Origin of the sequence: Photobacterium sp. GB-50 (assembly GCF_003026755.1) — a bacterium.
Classification (GTDB): Bacteria; Pseudomonadota; Gammaproteobacteria; order Enterobacterales; family Vibrionaceae; genus Photobacterium.
In genome coordinates, this window is record NZ_PYNX01000014.1 from 15,045 (window position 1) to 36,989 (window position 21,945).

A 21,945-nucleotide genomic window follows, 5' to 3' on the forward strand; every position below is an offset into this window, starting at 1 on the left:
TCTTAAAAATGGAAAGAATGAGCGATTAAACGCCAAGATATCACATGATATTGATGTGCATCATTTGTACCATAAAACGAGTTTATTCAGTAAAATAGCGCTGGTAATGAGCAGTGTTCTACTGTGTGTGATGTTAACCGCGCTATATATTAGTTATTACAATAATACCCAGCGAGTCGTCAAAGACATTAAAGTAATGATGAATACCTTTTCACCATTAATCATTGATGCCGCTATTTATAAAGATACAGAAACATCGATAGAATTAAATCGCTCATTAGAAACCCATAAAAAAATACTCTCTTTATCATTGTATGATTTAGATGGGGATTTAATCCATTTTTATGAGAAGAATGATGGCAACACTTATACACCATTAGCACAAGCCCCTGGTTTATCTATTTATGATGGGAACTATACCCTTACTTATCCAGTATCTTTTAATGGCGATAATATTTTTAATTACGTTATATATTACAGTTCGGCTGACATTATTCGGACGATATTAATACAGCTTTTTGTTTTTATTCTCCCGTTCTTGTTTTTTATTATCTTTATTTTAGTGTACATGTACCGCAAAGTGACAAGACCACTAACGTTTTTGATTGGTCAACTTCCTAAAATTGGTTCGGGTGGTGTGAATATTGCGGAAGTTGAAGATGCAGAAGGGGAGGTGTCATTATTAGCCAGTGAATTAAAAAAAGCTGATGAGTGTATTTACAATACGGAAAGCAAGCTACAAGGCTTAAATAGAAAATTACGAGAGCAGGCCAACGATTTAAGCGAAGCAATAAAAATAAAAGCCGAATTTATGGCGAATATGAGCCATGAAATAAGAACGCCAATGAATGGAGTCCTTGGCTTTGTACAATGCTTAGAAGAGCGAAATTTAGATCAAGAATCACAACGGCAGATTGGTTATATCAAAGAGTCGGCTTATTCATTGTTAGTTATTATTAATGAAATATTGGATTACTCTAAACTAGAGTCGGGTAATGTGGAATTACACATGACGCCATTTAATTTAAAGCCGTTTGTGCATAGCTGTGCGACTCCATTTATCCATCAAGCCAAGATAAAAAAAATACAATTATCAACAGAAATAGGTGAGGGGTTGGCAGATAGCTATACTGCAGATGAAGGTCGATTAAGACAAATTCTGATTAATCTTATTGGTAATGCGGTTAAATTTACCCATACAGGCTCTGTGACATTAGTGGTTGAAAAGCGAGAACCGCCTGAGCAGCAGTGCGAAGAATTAAAAAAATATAACGATAAACATATTCAATGGCTGCGCTTTAAAGTGAAAGATACGGGGATTGGCATTGCTGAAGAAAAACTCGCATTTATCTTTGATTCTTATACCCAAGCTGATGGCTCTATTTCTCGCCAATTTGGTGGAACAGGGCTTGGTTTATCTATATCTAACAGCTTATGTCGATTAATGTCAGCAAAATTACAGGTAGAAAGTACGATTGGTAATGGCACAGAGTTTTGGTTCGATATTCCACTAAAACAATCGGATATTCAGAGAAATGAAAATGGCGAAGATCATGCATTAATCACTAATCTTAGCATGTATGAAGATCGTAAGATTTTAGTGGTTGAAGACAGTATGGTAAATCAACAATTAATTAAGGCATTTTTAACCGCATTTGGTTTGAAAAACATCACCATTGTTAATGACGGGGTACAGGCGGTTGAGTATATGATAGAAAATACCGCCGATGTGATATTAATGGATTGTCAAATGCCTAATATGGGGGGATTAGAGGCGACAGAATTAATTAGAAAGATGCCGTCAATGTCTCGACCTATCATCATAGCCTTAACAGCAAACGTCATGGAGGAAGAGAAGAAACGTTGTTTAAGTGTCGGTATGGATGATTATGTATCGAAACCGATTGAAAAAATCATGCTTTATAAAAGCTTACTACGTGCATTTGATAATGAACATGGTGAATATTGGGCTGCCAATATTTAAAAAATTATCCTACCTATTAATACTGCCTATCAGTCTAATTGAAAAAAACGATTGTTTTTTACACGCTATTTTCTGTAATTTATTAGTCATAAAGTATCGATATGAATTATCACTTTGAGAGTTAGCGCCTATCTGATAAGTTACGACCCAGCAAGGTATTTAACACCATTAAGTAAGTAGAGAGAAAATGGCAGTTTTAGAAATTTTAACCGAACCAAATCCAAAGCTACGCGTTCAAGCAGAAGATGTTGTAGACGTGAAAGCTGAGCACATTCAAACGCTGATTGATGACATGCTTCATACCATGTACGAAACGGGTAATGGTATCGGTTTAGCGGCACCTCAAGTTGGCCGTAAAGAATCTATCATTGTTATCGACTTATCTGAAGAGCGCAACGAGCCACAGGTATTCGTAAACCCTAAGATTGTTCGTGGTGAAAATCCTGTTGTTGGTCAAGAAGGTTGTCTATCTGTTCCTGATTACTACGCAGATGTAGAGCGTTTTGAAAAAATCGAATTAACAGCGCTTGATCGTGATGGTAATGATATTCACCTTGAGCGTGATGATTTCCTTGCTATCGCATTACAGCATGAAATTGATCACCTAAAAGGTATTCTATTCATTGATTATCTATCACCTCTTAAGCGCCAAATGGCAATGAAGAAAGTGAAGAAATTCTTGAAGGCACAAGCGAAGTAATTCACTCTCGCTTAGAAAAAACGGTGAAAGGTTGATAGCCTCTCACCGTTTTTTTATGTCTTAATTTTGCGTCAAATTACAGTAATCAGATGGCATACCATGCTCGTTTAATTCGTGACGCTGTAACGAAACTTGACGACCAAAAATAACCGGTTGGTTATATTTACCGTGACCGATAAAAGGGAAGTAATACACGGGTTTGCCAAGTTGTTTAGCAAATTGTTCAAGCACATGTTTATACATTAGACGGTCTTGATCGTTAGGATCCATGTTGTAGTACTGACCAAACACAATCGCATTAACGTCAAAGTCTTTTAAGAACAGTAATTGCTGAAGATAGCGATCAAGCTGGCGGTAAGTAACGCCAATATCTTCCAGCAGTAGGACTTTATTTGAAAAATCAGGTTGGTAATGTGTGCCAAAGGTGGCTGAAACTAATGTGTGATTACCACCGATAAGCTGACCCGATACAGATGCGCTCTTAGCTAAATCATTGAGAGGCAATACGTTGTTGTAGCTCACCCCGTCATTTATTAAGGTTTTTAAATCAGGAATAGGTTGCTCATTACCGCCGTTGGTCGCTTGATTGGTTGAGGCGTTCACAGCATGGACTGATTGCCAGCCTAATTCGTTATTAATAAAACTATGGATAGCTGTAACATCGCTAAAACCAACAATCATTTTTGGTTTTATTTCCTGCAACTGTATCTTGTAAGCGTGCAAAAATGGCAAGAGGTTTAACGCGCCACCACCACCACGGAAGAACCATAGGACATCAATCGTAGGATCCAGTAAAGCGGCAATAAGGTTATTTGCTCGTTCTTGATCTGTATTCACATAACCGATGTCGGAAATCACTTGGTTTAAATATTTGGTGGTAACCATGTAACCATGGGCAATAAAAGTATCAACCACGTTATTGACGCTTTGTTCATCATATTGAGTTGAACATGAAATTAGGGCGATTTGGTTCAAATCTTTTGCGCAAATATGATCGGAATCTAACGCATTATTGTTCATTGTATTCATATTAGATCTGTCTTCAATTTAGCGTGTGCCATGTTAAAAACCACTGAAAAGCGTGGTTTTTAAAGATGGCAATGAGTATAACAGATTGTTTCTTCGTTATTTTAGGTCAGCGTCAGAAATCACGGCGCAGGGTAAATTGCACCTAATGTGGTTAATCGTGATGCGCCAGTTACTTCGGGTAAATTACCTGATAATCCATGTAGCGTGCGATAGCCAAGCCATGCAAATGCCATTGCTTCCATGTTATCGCTATCGACACCACGCTCATTGGTGGTCGTCACTGTCCAATCAATTAGCAGTTCTGTTAAACGACGCATTATTAATGGGTTATGGGCTCCGCCACCACACACTAATAACTCATTAGGCATGTTATCGGGCGTATCTTGCGCTGTTTTTCTTACATCGTTGGCAATGGTTACTGCAGTGTATTCCGCTAAGGTTGCCTGTACATCTTCAGGCTTAATGGTTAAACCTGATAAATGTTGCTCTAACCAAGGCAAGTTAAACAATTCTCGTCCAGTACTTTTCGGTGCAGATAGTGATAGGTAAGGTTCGCTGAGTAGGTTAGCTAATAGCTTTGAGTTAACCTTTCCTGATAATGCCCACTGTGCATTTTTATCATAGCTTTGTTGAAGGTGTAGGTTGATCCATGCATCCATTAACATGTTGCCAACACCAGTATCAAAACCTATTACGGGTTTATTCGGTGTCAGAACGGTTATATTGGAAATACCGCCAATGTTTAAAATGACACGATTAATGTTTTTATCGCTAAATAGTTGCTGGTGGAATGCAGGCACTAATGGCGCACCTTGACCGCCAAATGCCATGTCTTTACGGCGAAAATCAGCAACGGTAGTAATCCCTGTGTTAGCAGCGATGATATTGGCGTCACCTAATTGCATGGTAAAAGGATAGGGTGAATCGGGAGCATGGAAAACGGTTTGACCGTGACTGGCAACGGCTTTGATACTCTCTGCTGAGGTAGCTGTTTTCTCAAGTAATCCATTTACTGCATCTGCAAATAAATGGCCTAAACGGTGATCAAGCTCGCCAATGGCTAGGAGATTGGTTGACTGTCCAATACAAACGTCGAGTAATGCTTGCTTTAAATCACTCGGCATTGGGTGGTCATAATTGCCTAATAGGGTGATTTTAGTGTTATCTATTTCAACCAACACAGCATCAACACCGTCCATGCTAGTGCCAGACATTAGGCCAATATACTTTTCCATCGCAAATTCCATACATATTACAAGGCTGTAGCCATACTTTAGAGCTTACTGTTTCATAATTAAATAGATTTTAACGAAGTGCTTTGCATATATTTTAAAAGTGAAACCAAAATATAGGCGAATAGCCCAAAAGGTTTTGAAATTGATCTAAGAAACAGCCGACGGAGTGTCGGCTATTGAAGTGATATTACGAGTGAATAAGTAATATCGAGATAGTCTTATTTTAAATGCTTGAACTGAAGATGGACTAAGCGCTGGTATAGTTCGCAGCTTTTAAGTAATGATTCATGATCGCCTTCATCAATAAGTTCGCCACCCTCTAATACAGCGATTTTATCTGCGTGCTGTATCGTTGATAGTCGGTGAGCAATGATTAATGTAGTACGATCTTTCATTAGTTCTTCAAGTGCTTGCTGTACATGGTGTTCGCTCTCACTGTCTAGCGCACTGGTTGCTTCATCAAGTAGAAGAATTTTAGGGTTTTTAAGGATAGCCCGTGCAATCGCAATTCTTTGTTTTTGACCACCAGATAAACGCACGCCTCGCTCGCCTAAGAAGCTATGATAACCATTAGGTAGTTTTTCAATAAACGCATGGGCATGGGCTTTTTTTGCCGCTTCAATCACTTCTTCATCTGTTGCATCTGGGTTGCCGTAACGAATGTTATGGAATACATCATTACTGAATAATGCAGGTTGCTGCGGAACGAGTGCCATGTGTTGACGAAGTTCATTTGGAGCAAATTGGCGAATATCTTTATTACCAACTAAAACTTGGCCTTGTTGTGGATCGTAAAAACGTTGAAGTAATTCAAAAAGCGTTGTTTTACCAGCACCTGACGGTCCTACAAGAGCTAAAATTTTTCCTTGTTCAGCAACTAAGTTTAATTGATTGATAGCGGGATGATTTAAGCGAGAAGGGTAGTGAAAGCTCACATTGTTAAAACGAATGTCTGATGGCTGAGAACAGTCAATTGATTCGTGATCATGTGGCGTACAAATATCACTTTTTACTTGCAGGATTTCTATGAGTCTTTCCGTCGCGCCAGCTGCTCTTTGTAACTCACCAAGCACTTCTGAGATATTTGCCATTGATGATGCAGCCATGATGGCATAAAAAACGAAAGCCCCTAAATCACCAGCTGACATTTCACCCTTTATTACATCACTGCCACCAACATATAGCATGCCTGCAATTGCGCTAAAAACGATGGCAATGACACCGGCTATTAAAATAGCGCGTTGTTTTACTCGTTGTCGCCCCACCTCATAGGCTTTTTCTACTTCCTCCGCAAAAGCTTGCTTTTCATATTGCTCAGCACTAAAACTTTGTACTGTTTTAATATGCTCAATGGCTTCTCCTGCATAGCTACCAATATCTGCCATCGTATCTTGGCTTTTTCTTGATAATGCGCGTACACGTCGTCCGAAAAATAAAATAGGTATCAATATAAAAGGAACAGAAGCAAGAACGATAAATGTCAGTTTAAAGTTGGTCGCAAACAACATGATTATGGCGCCGAAACATAATAATGCACTGCGCATGGCCATTGAAAATGAGGAGCCAATTATATTTTGCAATAAAGTGGTATCAGTCGTTAGTCGTGACATAATGTCGCCACTACTGTTAGTTTCAAAGTAACTAGGGTGTAGTGAGATAACATGGTTAAATACGGCAAGACGGATATCAGCACTCACTCTCTCACCAACGGAAGAGACGAGATAAAAACGAAAATATGTGCCAACTGAGATACAGATAGTCACGCCAATAATAAATTGAATGGCATGGCTAAGGTCGGTCAGTGATTGTTGGGCAAACCCCTGATCAATCAAAATACGAACCCCGTAACCAATTGAGAGTGTTAGACTGGCTGTGGTGAGAAGAGAAGCTAAAGCAGCAATTACACGCCACTTATACGGTGTAATGTAGGTCTTAAGCTTTAAAAGGATACTGAGCCTTTTGTTGTTATTCTTACTCATAGTGTTGGAAAGACCCCTTGCTACAAATCACTTAATACGTACTTTTCTAATTGAAAGATCGTAATCACTTTATATCAGTCATTGAATAATGCTTTACATCTAACAAAAAAGCCACTGGGTTAGCAAGCCTATACGGATAATTGGATTTGAAGCTTGGGTTAGAAACCCAATGCCTAGCATGAATGAAATTGAGAAGCGTATCGCTGCGGTCACGAACATCGAAAGGTATGATTTAGACCATCAGGTAAACCTCTATAAGAAAGCTTCTCTAAATGCGATTGATAGATTCTTTAATCAGGTTAGGACTTCACTTAACCCATTTTCAAGACCAACTCGAACAGCCAACACAAACCAAGGTACTTGGTACGGTTATCAACCCTATAATCCAGAGATTTACATTAAGCTTGGCGAGATATTTAGAGTCTACTACAACTATTGCAATGTAGATGACAAGCACAAGTCAACGCCTGCAATGAAATTGGGCTTAGCTAAGGGGCCTGTAAAGGTTGAGAAGATAATTTATTTTGATAAATACAAATAAAATAGCTGATATATTGTCGTACTGTTAGACTTCTTTGAGCGATAAACGGACATTTAAAAATTGATTTAGAGACAAATAGTTATGGAAATATTTAATTTATTTTCTGAATCTGGAACTAGTAAGTTACTAATTGAGTTTCTTTGGATGTTGCCCGGTCTATTCATATTCGGGGTAATCGGCTATTTAATCTCTATTAAATTAAACCTGAAAAAGCAGGAAAAAGTTTTAGTTTCGTTAACAGCAGCTATTGCTTTTATAGCTTTGGTTGGCTTACTCGCGATTGATGATGTGATGTTTAACTCTAAATGGGGCAGGGATAAATTAGTACTTGAAGATGCACAAGTACTTAAAGGCGTTGTTAGTGCGAGAAGAGAGAAGAAAGGCCGGCATTTATACGAGGTAATTGAAATAGGGAGCCATACTTTATGGAGAATTGCTCCAGTTTATGACAAGTACTTACCAGATGCTTGTTATCCAGATCTAATAAAGTATTCTGGCTCAAATAACAAAGAATCCGAGATTAGGTATGTTCCATTATATCTCAATGAAAATGAGCCTTCAGAAGTTAGTTACTGTATTACATATGTAGCAACTTTATAAACTTACTTTAGCCGAGAACGGTGTTGCTTCCTTCTAATCAAAGCCCAAATTATTGCCGATTAATACCAGTTAATATAAAAGCTAAAGTATTTGTAGTATCTGCATTGTAACTAAATAACGAAAAAGCCATACATTTTTCTGCATGGCTTTCTATTTGACACCTGCTTGAGATCCAATTATCCGTATAGGCTTGACTGGGTTAGTGGCTTTTTATTGTTCATTAGAAAGACAATGTGAATTAATCATTAATGTAATCTAGTCGTATTGCCTTTTAAACTTTGTACGCCTTGATCCGAAACGACTGATTGCATCTTATTGGCAAAATTCATTAGTTCAAGGCTAACTGGAGAGCGTGCAATCAGCTCTTCTTGATCATTAGTGATTTCAATCGCATGGCCTGTGGTGCCATCTTCATATGTACCAGATACAAAATGAATCGAAGTATTAATCAAAATTGAGTGTCCATACTCTTTTTCAACTAAATTCATCCAGTACATCAACTCATCGTGGTTTTCGATAATTTTAGCATTCATATGCTCTATCCTTGATGTATTAGTGCATTTTCTAACGTCTAATTGTATAAAAATGCTTTTATTTATAATTACTTAGTGATGATAGAGTATCAACCATCACGAAAGAATAATCGATGAATTGTTATTAAAATAATTACTCTAACGCCAAAAAGGAGAGATTGAGCAAATTACTCAACTTCAATTTTCATTAAAGAGTCAAATGAGCCGTAAAATAGTCAATGACTGCACGAATTCTTGCTGGCATAAACTTACTTTGCGCGTATTGCAGTGCAATATCACCGTGATAATTGCCTCGAATAGTCCAATCTGGTAACACTTGGATCACCTTACCAGCAACAAGATCGTGTTTAATCACAAAGTCAGGAAATATCCCAATACCCAAATCATCTATTACGCCTTTCAATCGCATTTGAGAGTGATTGACGGCATATCGACCAGAAACAGCAACGGTTATTTGTTCTCCGTTCTTATCAAAATCCCATATGTGATCGATGTTATTTTCACCAAGGTATAAACAATCGTGATGTTTCAAATCGCGCGGATGTATTGGCATCCCACGCTGGGCAATATAGTTAGGGCTGGCACACAACGTCAGATTCACTTTGCCAATTTTCTTTAGTACTAAGCCTTCAGAGGGTCTTTCTGTTAAACGAAATACCACATCAATACCTTCAGCGATAATATCAATATCACCATCACAGGCTTTTAGTTTTAAATTTACTTCAGGATATTGTGTTAAGAAAGGTTTAACTAAAGGTTGAAGAAGAATGTTCATAAAGGCTTTTGGTGCTGCAATTGTGACAGTCCCTGAGGGCACAGTATGCTCAGAGCTTGAAATTTCAATTGCTTGTTTAGCCGCATCAATCATTTGAGTACATTGTTTATAAATACGATTACCCGACTCACTGATCATCAATTTGCGTGTTGTACGTTCTAACAGCTTTACCGATAAGGCTTTTTCTAACCGTGCGATTTGTTTACTGAGTGCGGATGGCGTAACACCTAATTTGCGTGAAGCGGCAGTATAACTGCCTTCATCTACAATAACGATGAAGGTGGCTAAATCTGGCATTAGTGCGATGAGCTTATGTGTATCCATTTATTTGTGCCTACAGTTCATTAATCATTTTCCATCGCAGGGGATAATAGTTGTTTTTAGCATGATTTAGAATGGCAATATTAGCTTGTAGTTATCTGTATTGGATTAATTGTGATTTAGGAATACAAATAGCTTAAAACAAGGTCTAGCTACGATTTTTATTCAGATATAGTTGCTATGATAGTTGTTTATATCATGTGACGAGAATGTTGTGAGCTAATTTTCGCTAACCAACATTAACCATAATAATACTGTGAGGGACATCATGACTTCTGCATTCTATACCCAAATCCAAAAACAAATTGAAGATGTAAAAAGTGAAGGGTTATACAAATCTGAGCGTGTGATCACATCACCGCAAAAAGCAGCGGTATATATCCAATCGGGTCAAGAAGTCTTAAATTTCTGTGCCAACAATTACCTTGGTTTAGCCAACCACCCTGAGTTGATCAAAGCGGCTAAAGAGGGGATGGATGAGCACGGTTTTGGTATGGCGTCTGTACGTTTTATTTGTGGTACGCAAGATGCGCACAAAGAGTTAGAGCGTAAGCTGTCTGATTTCCTTGGTATGGAAGATACGATTCTTTATACCTCATGCTTTGATGCAAATACGGGTTTATTTGAAACGATTTTAGGTGCAGAAGATGCGATTATTTCTGATGCATTAAATCACGCGTCAATCATTGACGGTGTACGTTTATGTAAAGCGATGCGTTTCCGTTATGCCAACAATGATATGGCAGAATTAGAGCAACAATTAATTGCAGCAAAAGAAGCAGGTGCGCGTAATACATTAATCGTAACTGATGGCGTGTTCTCAATGGACGGTGTCGTAGCGAACCTACCTGCAATTTGTGATTTAGCGGATAAATACGGCGCACTAGTGATGGTTGATGACTCTCACGCAGTTGGCTTTATGGGTGAAAATGGTCGTGGTACGCATGAATACCATAACGTTATAGATCGTATCGACATTATTACCGGCACATTAGGTAAAGCGATGGGTGGTGCATCAGGCGGTTATACCGCAGGTAAGAAAGAAGTGATTGACTGGTTACGTCAACGTTCACGTCCATACCTGTTCTCTAACTCAGTAGCACCTGCAATTGTTTCTGCTTCAAATCGCGTTATTGATTTATTAGCGGAAAGCGGCGAACTTCGCGATCGTTTATGGGAAAACTCGGCGCATTTCCGTACTCGCATGACAGAAGCTGGCTTTACGATGGCAGGGGCTGATCACGCGATCATTCCTATCATGTTAGGTGATGCAAAAATTGCGGCAGAGTTTGCCGAGCGCGCCCTAGAAAAAGGCATTTACGTGGTTGGTTTCTCATTCCCTGTTGTACCAAAAGGCAAAGCACGTATTCGTACGCAAATGTCAGCAGCACACACACCAGAACAACTGGATAAAGCGATTGATGCCTTTATCGAAGTGGGTAAAGAGATGGGCATTATCTAATTTAAGCTTTACGTTATTCAATGTGACGAAAACATATTGCTACTACTGCATGGTAAGGCAAAGGTTCAATAACATGCAGTGGTAGATGGACGCTGAAAAGCATGTTGTATCCTAAAGAAATAAGCGATTAATATAATGAAAATCAAAGCTCTTTCTAAATTAAAGCCTGAAGAAGGCATCTGGATGACTGAAGTAGATAAGCCTGAGGTCGGTCATAACGATCTGCTTATCCGCATCAAGAAAACAGCAATTTGTGGTACTGACGTTCATATCTACAACTGGGATGAGTGGTCACAAAAAACGATCCCTGTACCTATGGTTGTTGGTCATGAGTATGTCGGTGAAGTGGTTGGGATGGGGCAGGAAGTGCGTGGCTTTGCTCTTGGCGATCGCGTTTCGGGTGAAGGCCATATCACGTGTGGTCACTGCCGAAACTGTCGTGGTGGCCGTACTCACTTATGCCGTAACACCATTGGTGTGGGTGTAAACCGTGAAGGGGCATTTGCGGAATACTTAGTGATCCCGGCATTTAACGCATTCAAAATTCCTGATGATATTTCAGATGATGTTGCATCTATTTTCGACCCGTTTGGTAATGCTGTTCACACCGCACTGTCGTTCGACTTAGTGGGTGAAGATGTGCTGATCACAGGTGCAGGCCCAATTGGTATTATGGCTGCGGCTGTAGCAAAACATGTGGGTGCGCGTTATGTTGTGATCACGGATGTGAACGAATACCGTTTAGATCTTGCTCGTAAAATGGGCGTGACCCGTGCGGTTAACGTAGCTAAAGAAAGCCTGATGGATGTGATGGCAGAGCTTGGCATGAAAGAAGGCTTTGACGTGGGCATGGAAATGTCGGGTAACCCTGCGGCATTTAACAGCATGCTATCAAGCATGAACCACGGCGGTAAAATTGCCCTGCTAGGTATTCCACCATCAGACATGGCAATCGATTGGAACCAAGTGATCTTCAAAGGTTTGATCATCAAAGGTATCTATGGCCGTGAAATGTTTGAAACATGGTACAAGATGGCAACCTTAATCCAATCAGGTTTAGATCTATCACCAATCATTACTCACCATTACAAGATTGATGATTTCCAACAGGGCTTTGATGTTATGCGCTCTGGTCAGTCTGGTAAGGTTATTCTTGATTGGGAATAACATTTAACGTTATTTTTTAATCGGCATAATAAAAACGGCACTGTCAACGATATCTCATTAATAGGTTGAATTGACGGTGCTATTCAAATCGAACACCACAGACATATTTTGACTGCCACTATTCGTCATACTTTCCTTCGCTTTTAAAATTTCATTCCATTACAAATTAAATTGTTTATAACTTCTTGCTCGTAGCCTTTATACTACAAAGATATCTGTAAATATCCGTTAGGAAAGGTAATGCAAGAACAACAGCAACCTGCTCAACCAGCAAAAAAAGAAAAAGAATTAACGCTAGAGCAGCGACTTTTACAAAATAATCCGCTTCATGGCTTGAGCCTTGAAAAAATGCTAACCGAACTCGTCGATCACTACGGTTGGGAAATTTTAGACACGGCAATGCGTTTTAACTGTTTCAATACTAAACCGTCTATTGCGAGTAGTGTGAAATACTTGAAGAAAACAGAGTGGGCGAGAGAGAAACTAGAAGCTTTCTACCTATCACGTTTTAAGCGTATGCCACGTGCAACAGCCGCTGAATTAGAAATTCCACCACGTATGCGTACCTTTGCTGATGGCATTGTACCAAAAGAGCCAATGGAACTAACCGTTGAATCAATTCTAGCATCGCAAGCAAAAGCGGCTTCAGCTTACAAAGAACGTGCTTCTCGCGGTCGCAGTAATAGCCGTGGCGGTGGTCGTAACCGTCGATAATTTTGTTTAGTAAGTATTAGTTACGAGTAAGCTGATATTTAAGCAATAAAAAAACGCCTTATTACAAAGTGACATAGTAATAAGGCGTTGTTGTATTTAGTGATCAGCTAATTTAAATCTTGGTATTATTTATCGGATAATACGGTTGCAATACGTGAACAAACAGGAATATTGGTTGCATCTAAACCTGGTGTTGTATTGTGGAAGTCAAACGCTAACTTCACATCCGGTCCAAAGACAAGACAATGTGTAGAACCACCAAAGTGGAACATACCTAATTCATCGCCTTTATTTAAGTGTTGACCTTCTTTTACGGTAATTTCACAAGACGACACTTCTGCCATACCTACTGCAATAAAGCACATTAAACCAATCTTTGGATTGTCTGATTCAATAAAGATCACTGCGCGAGTTGCAACTGCGGTTAAGAAAGGCTGAGAGTTATTCGGCGCGCTGTCATCAGCCCCTTCTGGATTATCAAAACCTTGGTATTTATTACCTAAGTAATATGAACCGTTAACAATGAAGGCTTTTTTCACTGTTCCTGAAACAGGGCTATTCCAACGGTGATAACTTAATGCACTTAAGAATGCTTGATAAATTGTACCGCCCACGAATTGTTTCGCGAGTGGATCAAAATCCATCATATTCTGTAGTGAATAAGGCTGACCTTTTAGCCAGAATTCTGCACTTTCAGCCACGTTTTCTGCCACTTGTAACGGTGCTGATTCACATGCATTAGCAATAATGTCATCACCTTCAGCAATTGGACGAACACCTTTTACGAACTCACGAGTGAAAAAGTCATCCCATGATTTAAAGCCATAATACTTATCATCAGGATCACATTGGAAAAAGTGCTCAAACGGTAATGCTTTAAGTGCTGGATCAGAAGTGGCTTGGCAAGCGACTCCAACCATTTCACGTTTAGCTGTTGGATTTAACCAACCTAACACCTTCGGTGTACGATTAAGATCATCGTTTACTAATACGTAGCGGGAGTCAGAGCTTGAAAGGAAAGAAGACCAGTAAGTTAATATTTTCTTAATTTGCTGATTCACTAATGCATTTGAGAAGAATGTGTAGCCAGCAGGAGTTGCCATCGGCCAATCTAATAACGCATTAATAGGAAAACCAATTAAACCACAAGGATTGAGTTCGCCGGTTTTAGGGTCGGTATATTCAGTACATTCAGGCGCTTGCGTCATAATCGCGTTTAATAGCACAATAAATTCATCAAAACTCATGACTTCTGGTGTACCTAGCGGCGTTAATTCTTTTTGATTACCCGCATAGCTAAACATACGTTCAGCGAGTTCTTTTAGGCTTTCATCATTATCAACCAAATCTTTAAATTCTTGGATAGGTTGAACAAGCTCTGCTGGATGTTGCTCAGTGTGTGTTTTTAAGTGTTGGATCCAAGCATTAACATGTGCTTTGCTTTTTGGTAGCCAGTTACCGAAAGAATGGATATTCATAATAACTCCCTATTTATTAACCTAATGTTTGAAAATTACTATACGCTTTGAATAAACATAATCATCACACAAAAACATAACTTCATATTTCATTATTCTTTTTTCAAATCTTATTAACTCAATGTAAATACATACTTAATTAAAATAAGGTAAGTATGAAATAAGAAAAAAAGGGCAGTTATCAGCAATATTACTAGTTACAATTTTGTTGTTAATTTAAAGGTGATGTAAGTCACTAAATCTGTTATACTCGGCGCCAATTTAGAGAAAAGTCGCTTGTAGTAGGCGGCTTTTTTAATGCTTGATATATTCATAAATTTTGGAACAGTACATTGATTTCAACAGCTAATATCACAATGCAGTTTGGCGATAAGCCATTGTTTGAAAACATCTCAGTAAAATTTGGTGGCGGCAACCGTTACGGCCTAATCGGCGCGAATGGTTGTGGTAAATCGACATTCATGAAAATCTTGGGTGGCGAGCTAGAGCAGTCTGCAGGTACTGTTTCACTTGATCCTAATGAGCGTATGGCTAAATTAGGTCAGGATCAATTTGCATTCGAAAACTATAGCGTAGTAGACACTGTGATCATGGGTCACAAAGAGCTATGGACAATTAAAGAAGAGCGCGATCGCATCTATTCAATGGCTGAAATGTCAGAAGAAGACGGCATGCGTGTTGCGGATCTAGAAGTAGAATTTGCAGAAATGGACGGCTACTCAGCAGAAGCGCGTGCAGGTGAATTACTACTTGGTCTTGGTATTCCAGAAGATCAGCACTTCGGCCTAATGAGTGCCGTTGCTCCGGGTCTTAAAGTTCGTGTGCTTCTTGCACAGGTACTGTTTGCTAACCCAGACATCATGCTACTTGACGAACCAACGAACAACTTGGACATTCACACCATTGCATGGCTTGAGCAGATCCTACTAGCGCGTAACTGCACTATGATCATCATCTCGCACGACCGTCACTTCTTAAACAGCGTATGTACACACATGGCTGACTTAGATTACGGTGAGCTTCGTCTATTCCCTGGTAACTACGACGAATACATGATGGCTGCAGAGCAAGCTCGTGAGCAGTTACATGCAGATAATGCGAAGAAGAAAGCACAAATGGCTGAACTACAAACGTTCGTAAGTCGCTTCTCTGCTAACGCATCTAAAGCGAAACAAGCAACGTCTCGTCAAAAGCAATTGGATAAAATCCAATTAACAGAAGTAAAAGCTTCTAGCCGTCAAACACCATTCATTCGTTTCGATCAGGAAAAAGAACTGTTCCGTAACGCATTAGAAGTAGAAGGTTTGAAACAAGGTTACGGCGAAAACATCCTAATCAACGGTGTTAACTTACTGGTAGAAGTCGGTGAGCGCATCGCGATTATCGGTGAGAACGGTATCGGTAAATCAACATTCCTAAACACGCTAGCGGGCCAAATGGAGCCAATGGCGGGTATGGTTAAGTGGTCTGAAAACAATAATATTGGTTTCTACGCACAGGATCACAGTGCTGATTTCGCAGAAGATATTACATTGCTTGAGTGGATGAGCCAGTGGAAAAAGCCAGGTGATGACGAGCAAACTGTTCGTGGTATCCTAGGCCGTATGCTGTTCTCACAAAACGACATCAAGAAATCAGTTAAAGTGATTTCGGGTGGTGAGCAAGGTCGTATGTTGTTTGGTAAGTTAATCATGCAACGTCCTAACATCCTACTAATGGATGAACCAACAAACCACATGGACATGGAATCTATTGAAGCACTTAACCTTGCGTTAGAGAACTTCAAAGGTACATTAATGTTCGTATCTCACGATCGCCAGTTTGTAACATCCGTTGCAACACGTATTCTTGAGATCACTAAAGACGGCGTAGAAGACTTCCACGGTACTTACGATGAGTACATCGCGAAGAAAGGTCTTGTTGGTTAAGTTTTTACTTAATAAAACAGGCTAAGCCAAAAAGTTAATTGAAAGCCGCCTTTAGATAGGGCGGCTTTTTTACAAATAAAGCTTACGTGTTTTATGGCACGTAGAGAAAGAATGAAAGGATTATCTATGAAAATTTGGGTAGATGCTGATGCATGTCCAAACGTCGTAAAAGAGATTCTATTTCGCGCTGCTGATCGCGCAAAAGTGAACGTAACGCTGGTGGCTAACCAATACATTCGCACGCCACCTTCACCGTTTTTACGTTCGATTCAAGTGGAACAAGGCTTTGATGTTGCTGATAATTATATTGTACAACAAGCCGAAGCAGGGGATTTGGTGATTACCGCTGATATCCCATTAGCTGATGAACTGATCACTAAAGGCGCACATGCATTAAACCCTCGCGGTGAGATGTATACTAAAGACACCATTAAGCAGCGCTTACAAATGCGTGACTTTATGGAAACCATGCGCAGTAGTGGGGTACAAACAGGTGGCCCAGCACCACTTAGCCAAGCGGATCGCCAAAACTTCGCTAACAAACTGGATGCGTTTTTAGCCAAGAATCACAAGCCATAATAATTGCTTAATATGGAGATGAACACCGTTTGTCTCCATCTTTCTTATCTCTATTTCCTTTCTTTTAGTACCTCCGTTATTCCTATTTCAATTTAGGCGAAATGCTTTTGTTTGCTGGTAATGAATTGCCTGTATATTTATCCAGTTATAATGGAAAGCGTAAATTTTGCAGATTAAGTCTCGTTTTTAATCAGAAAATTTTCTTAATTATCTCAGTAGGTGTTTTTAACCTATTGATATTAAATAGCCAGTTTTGCTGTTTGTGTTTTTAATCCGACGGACAAAATACCATTCTTACTTTTACCAAAGGAAATATATCGATTGAATGTGATTTTTTGCGATTAACACTATGAAACGTAGTGCTTTTATATAGTAAAATGTGGGTTATTTACAGTATTAATAAAGCGTAAAAGTAAGAATGCTTATTAATATACTGTTATGCTTACAAGGAAAATACAGTGAAACTTGAACAAAAAATTCCTCCTCTATTACTTACATTTTTATTTGCTGGCTTTATGAAGCTCATAAGCTTTATTACACCAAGCTTTAATTTAAACTTCCCATTTGCACTAGAACTATGCTTCTTATTTATTGTATTAGGTATTAGCTTTGCCCTCGCAGGTGTTTATTCGTTTAAAAAACACAAAACAACTGTTAACCCTGTAAGCACCGATAATGTATCAACCCTAGTTAATACTGGTATTTTTGGTTACACTCGAAATCCAATGTATGTCGGTATGTTTACTACTTTATTAGGGTACGCATTACTTTTGTCTAACCCTATAAACTTATTAATACTAATTATGTTTATTCTTTACATGAATAAATACCAAATAACACCAGAAGAAACCTTTTTAACATCTATTTTTGGTAATGAGTATGTTGCTTATAAAAATAACGTCAAACGATGGCTGTAATTGTAAGCATAACAAGCGCTTCAACGGGAAATTTACAGCTTGGCTCCCGTCGCTACGCTCCGTAATTATAGCCAAGCCATAAATTCCCGTTAAGCGGGCGTTATAAATACGGGTAAGTTATTCATAATAAGGACATTCAATGAATCAGATTAATATCCAACACTTTAAACATCCTTATGCCGAATTTGTGCTTGGTTCATATGACGGTAAGCTTTGTCTTTGTGACTTTCGATATCGTAAAATGAGAAGTGCAGTTGATGACCGTATTAAGCGTAGCCTTAACGCTGAATTCGTAGAAAGAAACGACAATGTTTTAGAATCTACTAAAACGCAACTTGAAGAATACTTTCTTGGTGAGCGAAGTGTTTTCGATATTCCTTTATTACTGGTTGGTACGGATTTTCAAAAATCGGTTTGGGACGCATTAAATAAAGTAAAATACGGTGACATTGTAACGTATCAAGATTTAGCTATATCAATTGGTAATGAAAGCGCAGTGAGGGCGGTTGGCAATGCTAATGGTGCAAATGGATTGGCGATTATAATTCCTTGCCACAGGGTAATTGGCAGCAAAGGTGAGCTTGTTGGTTATGGTGGCGGTTTGTCATTGAAAAAACGTCTTTTAAAATTAGAGCAGAATCTCTTCATCTAAGTCTAAATAGTATTTATAACAGATAAGGATATGTGTCGCGAAGCCGACACCTCTCCGAAGTGTTGGACAAGCCTAAGCCTCCTTATATAAGTAAATATTGGAAATATCATGAAGGGTGATGACAAAAAGCAGTCGAGCGTTATCCTTGGTGTGAACCAATAATATTAATACCCTGATTTATAATAAAATCCTCTTTAATTCTGAAGCGTGAATGCCATTATCCTTATTATTTAACATCGGTTATCTGGGTCGAAATATTCCCGTTAATTGCATGACATGTTGGCAGCAGGGGCAAAAGGGTTGGGCTTTTATACGTACCGTTTTATTCGGTGAGGGCAACGTCAGTTGTTCTGCGAACATGAACATAAATTGGATAGCTTGAAGCAGCTTCTTTTCATTACCCCGCAGCAAAGCATAATCACGTAGCCGACGAAATCCTTTCGGTAATATATACTGCAATATCCATCTTTAATAACGTTGAAGCACATGCCTAAAGAAAAGCTGTAAGTCATTACGATCAATTTTCACGGTACTCCATGAATGTGTTTTGATCAGTTGTGTAAAATACCGCTTCAAATCGTCGGTAGTTAAATTGTTGCCGATTTATCCAGTTGATGTGTGATGTGACGTAGTGCACGACTATAAGCATCAATCGTAGCGGTACGTTTACCTTGCAAGGTAATAGGGGTAAGTTATTGTTAATAAAGAGAGTCTGAGCGATTTTTCAGTGCTTTATTAATGATGAATACTCCTTTTTAAAAGGTATATTTATTTTAGCCTACAATTTTTCCGCTTAGTGCGGTGTTAGATTTCATTAAAAGACGAGAGATGAATGCAGGACAAAAGAGTACAGGAAGTATACAACTCTTACTTTATCTTCAATAACGAGCGGGCTCTGTCTACTGATACACCAAGTGAGCTTTCCGTTACAGATTTAACTTCTTACGCTACTTATGTAGACAAAACGCGTAGATACGACAATCAAATAATTGTTCGAGATATCTGCAATTTAGAATCATTGGATAATAGCCTTGAGCTATTCGACATTAATTTGCCACTAGAAATCAGTGTTGAACCAAAAGCTATTACACCCGAACTCAATTCATGGCTATCAAGCCACGAATTTACTAATGTGTTTGAACATGAATTTCTTCAACTAACACAAGAGAATTTGCTGGCCTCAAAGGACTCATCAAATGCTATTAATGTAGAAGTATGGGGACATAGTAAAGTTGACGATTTTCTCTCTCTGTTAAAAACGTCTGGGGTAAGTTGTTCAGACGACATTTGGTTAAAAAAGCGTTCGCTATATTGTACTGATAAATTTCGTAGCTATGTAGCATTCGTTAATGGCATGCCTTGCGCATGGGCTACAAGCTTTTTTGAAAGTAAGCATGTAATTTTAGCTAACGCATATACACAAGAAGAGTTTCGAGGCCGAGGTTGCCAAAAAGCATTGCTTGATGCGCGCATAAAGGATGCTTTCGATAACGGTATTGAAGTTGTCCTAACGGATGTGGAATTAAACAGCACTAGCAGTCGTAATTGCAAGTCTTTTGGCTTTACTAGTGTTGGCGTAAGGAACGTTTGGTGTAAGGAAATATAACAGAATAATGAACGTGACATTTACTCGTAGCGCAACTTTTATAGAAACGTAGTGATCCATGCGTTTCAATCAGTTTGGGCTAGTAAATGCCGTTATTGTGACGTTATAAAACAAGAGTGATTTATGGAAAAGTCAGATTCGTTTATTGTTGATTTTTGGGCATTTGTATTCAAAATGCTTGGCAAAATTTCATTTTTCAACTTGGTCAGAAGGCTATGCCCTAAAGCTAGAACTGGTCGTTTTTCTGAAATATGGGCTTTAAGTCATGTGTTTTTATCTATCGTGTCTGTGCCTGCTGTCTTATACATCAATAATCAATATATCGGCTTTGCTATAGCTTCTTATGCATTATTACGGGTTTATGAGGTTGTAATTTATCAAACAAATGTACTTTTGTTTGATGAATATCGAGCGATCAAGGCTGGTAAAGAATACAAATTGCATGGTTATAGACGAATTGTGATCTTGTTAATGCAGAACTATTTCGAGATTATTTTCTGGTTTGCAGCGCAATATATTTTCTTTCAAAACATCTTCTCATTCGCAGTTGATGGATCTCACGAAAGTGTTTTAGGAGCGGTTTACACGAGTTTTGTTGTAATGACTAGCTTCGGGTTTTACAACGTGACACCGTTAGGGGTTTTAGCTTACTCACTAGTTATTGGGCAAGCAATGATAGGTTTGTTCATGACATTGTTGAGTTTAGCGCGATTTATTGGTGTTATACCGACACCTAAGTCTATGGATGTTACGGAGCAGTAATTTGTTTTATGACAAATAAGGATAAGTGTCGTTCAGCCGACACCTATCTGAAGTTTTGAATAAGTCCAAGCCAACTTATATAAGTAAATATTGAAATGATCATCAAGGGTGATGCCAAAAAGAATTCGAGTGTTATCTGTGGCTAAATATTCCTGTTAATTGCATGACGTGTTGGCAGCAAGCAGGAACAAAGGGTTGGCTTTCGCTACGAGCAATTATTGTCAATCCTTTGTAATCGCTTATGGCGGCGTAATACCATCTATTTGAGAAAGAGATTATGAAAAGGTTTAAGAGAGTAAATAATGAGAACAAGCTGTTGGAATATGAGATGGCGCAAAACTCTGCTGAACATCATGATAACTTAGTTTGGTCCGTTTCAACTTTAACTTGGGGTGTTAGCGCTGTACTACTTGGTTTTGTGCTAAATAACATTGTCGAGAACGAATTAGGAATAGTCATACTATTGTTTTGTTTGATTGGTGTATTTTTGATCTTATGCTCTTGGATGTTTGCTCGTCAGTTTAGAAGTATACGCAATCAAAAATACGTTCGTTGTAAAGAGCTAGAAGCAGAACTTGGACTAGTTCAACACACAAATACCAAACATAAAAATGGAAGCCAAAGTGCGCTTTACTCGATAATTATGTTGCTCTTTATCACTACGTGGACTGTTGTTTTTATAAAGGTAGTGGCAGGATTTTTAGGTTTTGAGTTATCGATGATATGACAAGAGTACAAACGGAACGTTTACTCTTAGAGCATTAAATCGTTCAATAGCACAATATCAAGCAGAGAAAGCCACTGCACGTGAGCTTATTGAACAGTAGTATTTAACCTTTACTGTTTAGGACTAGTATTGCTGAAAACGATGCTTTTAAATATGTAGTTAAGCTTTGTTACGGTAATATAGCTTAAAAATAAGTTATCTCAAACAAAAGCCCCATATTCTGATGAATATAAAAAGCAGTAATGAATAATACGCA

20 protein-coding genes and 1 pseudogene are annotated in these 21,945 nt (G+C 38.7%); 14 read left to right on the forward strand and 7 right to left on the reverse strand.

Annotation, left to right across the window (positions count from 1 at the left end; translation table 11 throughout):
• Window positions 1-106: 106 nt before the first annotated feature.
• Both C9J41_RS15680 and def read left to right on the forward strand, forming a co-directional pair.
• Window positions 107-1,984 (forward strand): ATP-binding protein, encoded by a 1,878-nt coding sequence (locus C9J41_RS15680; protein WP_233217600.1) that lies wholly within the window; start codon window positions 107-109, stop codon window positions 1,982-1,984.
• Window positions 1,985-2,171: 187 nt separating this feature from the next.
• The gene (gene def / locus C9J41_RS15685) at window positions 2,172-2,684 is read left to right on the forward strand and encodes a peptide deformylase (protein ID WP_005367524.1); all 513 of its coding nucleotides are present in this window, start codon (window positions 2,172-2,174) and stop codon (window positions 2,682-2,684) included.
• A gap of 60 nt (window positions 2,685-2,744) precedes the next feature.
• On the opposite strand, the gene C9J41_RS15690 is transcribed toward def, so the two are convergent.
• The 3 genes from C9J41_RS15690 to C9J41_RS15700 all read right to left on the reverse strand — a co-directional run bounded on the left by C9J41_RS15690 (window position 2,745) and on the right by C9J41_RS15700 (window position 6,927).
• Window positions 2,745-3,713, reverse strand: coding sequence for an LD-carboxypeptidase (locus C9J41_RS15690; protein WP_107290335.1), 969 nt, complete (start codon window positions 3,711-3,713; stop codon window positions 2,745-2,747).
• 119 nt (window positions 3,714-3,832) lie between these two features.
• Window positions 3,833-4,948: an anhydro-N-acetylmuramic acid kinase gene (locus C9J41_RS15695; protein ID WP_107205906.1), complete on the reverse strand. Its 1,116-nt coding sequence runs from the start codon at window positions 4,946-4,948 to the stop codon at window positions 3,833-3,835.
• Window positions 4,949-5,166: 218 nt separating this feature from the next.
• Window positions 5,167-6,927 (reverse strand): ABC transporter ATP-binding protein/permease, encoded by a 1,761-nt coding sequence (locus C9J41_RS15700; protein ID WP_107294771.1) that lies wholly within the window; start codon window positions 6,925-6,927, stop codon window positions 5,167-5,169.
• 178 nt (window positions 6,928-7,105) lie between these two features.
• On the opposite strand from C9J41_RS15700, the gene C9J41_RS15705 reads away from it, so the two are divergent.
• Window positions 7,106-7,468, forward strand: coding sequence for a hypothetical protein (locus tag C9J41_RS15705; RefSeq protein WP_146151676.1), 363 nt, complete (start codon window positions 7,106-7,108; stop codon window positions 7,466-7,468).
• An 81-nt stretch (window positions 7,469-7,549) separates the two neighbouring features.
• Complete coding sequence (locus C9J41_RS15710; RefSeq protein ID WP_107294773.1) at window positions 7,550-8,068, forward strand: hypothetical protein; 519 nt, start codon at window positions 7,550-7,552, stop codon at window positions 8,066-8,068.
• A gap of 245 nt (window positions 8,069-8,313) precedes the next feature.
• Here the strand turns inward: C9J41_RS15710 and C9J41_RS15715 are convergent, their stop codons facing one another.
• Window positions 8,314-8,601 carry a hypothetical protein gene (locus C9J41_RS15715; protein WP_107205910.1) on the reverse strand — a complete coding sequence of 96 codons (288 nt, stop codon included), beginning with the start codon at window positions 8,599-8,601 and terminating at the stop codon, window positions 8,314-8,316.
• A 187-nt stretch (window positions 8,602-8,788) separates the two neighbouring features.
• Window positions 8,789-9,700, reverse strand: a complete 912-nt coding sequence (locus tag C9J41_RS15720; protein ID WP_107205911.1) for a LysR family transcriptional regulator — start codon at window positions 9,698-9,700, stop codon at window positions 8,789-8,791.
• Between the two features lie 265 nt (window positions 9,701-9,965).
• Here C9J41_RS15720 and C9J41_RS15725 point away from each other — a divergent pair, with 265 nt between their 5' ends.
• The 3 genes from C9J41_RS15725 to C9J41_RS15735 all read left to right on the forward strand — a co-directional run bounded on the left by C9J41_RS15725 (window position 9,966) and on the right by C9J41_RS15735 (window position 13,040).
• A complete protein-coding gene (locus tag C9J41_RS15725) occupies window positions 9,966-11,159 on the forward strand; it encodes a glycine C-acetyltransferase (RefSeq protein ID WP_107294774.1) in 1,194 nt (397 codons plus the stop codon).
• Between the two features lie 135 nt (window positions 11,160-11,294).
• Window positions 11,295-12,326 (forward strand): L-threonine 3-dehydrogenase, encoded by a 1,032-nt coding sequence (tdh, locus tag C9J41_RS15730; protein ID WP_107290332.1) that lies wholly within the window; start codon window positions 11,295-11,297, stop codon window positions 12,324-12,326.
• 240 nt (window positions 12,327-12,566) lie between these two features.
• A complete protein-coding gene (locus C9J41_RS15735; protein WP_005367537.1) occupies window positions 12,567-13,040 on the forward strand; it encodes a VF530 family DNA-binding protein in 474 nt (157 codons plus the stop codon).
• Window positions 13,041-13,165: 125 nt separating this feature from the next.
• On the opposite strand, the gene C9J41_RS15740 is transcribed toward C9J41_RS15735, so the two are convergent.
• Window positions 13,166-14,518, reverse strand: a complete 1,353-nt coding sequence (locus C9J41_RS15740; protein WP_107245290.1) for a phosphatidylserine decarboxylase family protein — start codon at window positions 14,516-14,518, stop codon at window positions 13,166-13,168.
• A gap of 332 nt (window positions 14,519-14,850) precedes the next feature.
• On the opposite strand from C9J41_RS15740, the gene C9J41_RS15745 reads away from it, so the two are divergent.
• The 4 genes from C9J41_RS15745 (at window position 14,851) to C9J41_RS15760 (ending at window position 18,594) form a co-directional block, all read left to right on the forward strand.
• Window positions 14,851-16,446: an ABC-F family ATPase gene (locus C9J41_RS15745; protein ID WP_105060337.1), complete on the forward strand. Its 1,596-nt coding sequence runs from the start codon at window positions 14,851-14,853 to the stop codon at window positions 16,444-16,446.
• 126 nt (window positions 16,447-16,572) lie between these two features.
• Window positions 16,573-17,025 (forward strand): YaiI/YqxD family protein, encoded by a 453-nt coding sequence (locus C9J41_RS15750; RefSeq protein ID WP_107286950.1) that lies wholly within the window; start codon window positions 16,573-16,575, stop codon window positions 17,023-17,025.
• 458 nt (window positions 17,026-17,483) lie between these two features.
• Window positions 17,484-17,942 carry an isoprenylcysteine carboxylmethyltransferase family protein gene (locus C9J41_RS15755; protein WP_233217597.1) on the forward strand — a complete coding sequence of 153 codons (459 nt, stop codon included), beginning with the start codon at window positions 17,484-17,486 and terminating at the stop codon, window positions 17,940-17,942.
• Window positions 17,943-18,081: 139 nt separating this feature from the next.
• Window positions 18,082-18,594 carry a methylated-DNA--[protein]-cysteine S-methyltransferase gene (locus C9J41_RS15760; protein ID WP_107247676.1) on the forward strand — a complete coding sequence of 171 codons (513 nt, stop codon included), beginning with the start codon at window positions 18,082-18,084 and terminating at the stop codon, window positions 18,592-18,594.
• 474 nt (window positions 18,595-19,068) lie between these two features.
• Here C9J41_RS15760 and C9J41_RS22185 read toward each other — a convergent pair.
• Window positions 19,069-19,277: pseudogene (locus C9J41_RS22185) on the reverse strand (phage integrase N-terminal SAM-like domain-containing protein); the annotation flags it as partial.
• A 149-nt stretch (window positions 19,278-19,426) separates the two neighbouring features.
• On the opposite strand from C9J41_RS22185, the gene C9J41_RS15775 reads away from it, so the two are divergent.
• The 3 genes from C9J41_RS15775 to C9J41_RS15785 all read left to right on the forward strand — a co-directional run bounded on the left by C9J41_RS15775 (window position 19,427) and on the right by C9J41_RS15785 (window position 21,689).
• Window positions 19,427-20,200, forward strand: coding sequence for a GNAT family N-acetyltransferase (locus tag C9J41_RS15775; RefSeq protein WP_107291293.1), 774 nt, complete (start codon window positions 19,427-19,429; stop codon window positions 20,198-20,200).
• A 123-nt stretch (window positions 20,201-20,323) separates the two neighbouring features.
• On the forward strand, window positions 20,324-20,962 hold the full coding sequence (locus C9J41_RS15780) for a hypothetical protein (RefSeq protein ID WP_045127031.1): 639 nt from the start codon (window positions 20,324-20,326) through the stop codon (window positions 20,960-20,962).
• A 328-nt stretch (window positions 20,963-21,290) separates the two neighbouring features.
• Entirely contained in the window at window positions 21,291-21,689 is a 399-nt protein-coding gene (locus tag C9J41_RS15785; protein WP_146147685.1) for a hypothetical protein, read from the forward strand.
• Window positions 21,690-21,945: the final 256 nt, after the last annotated feature.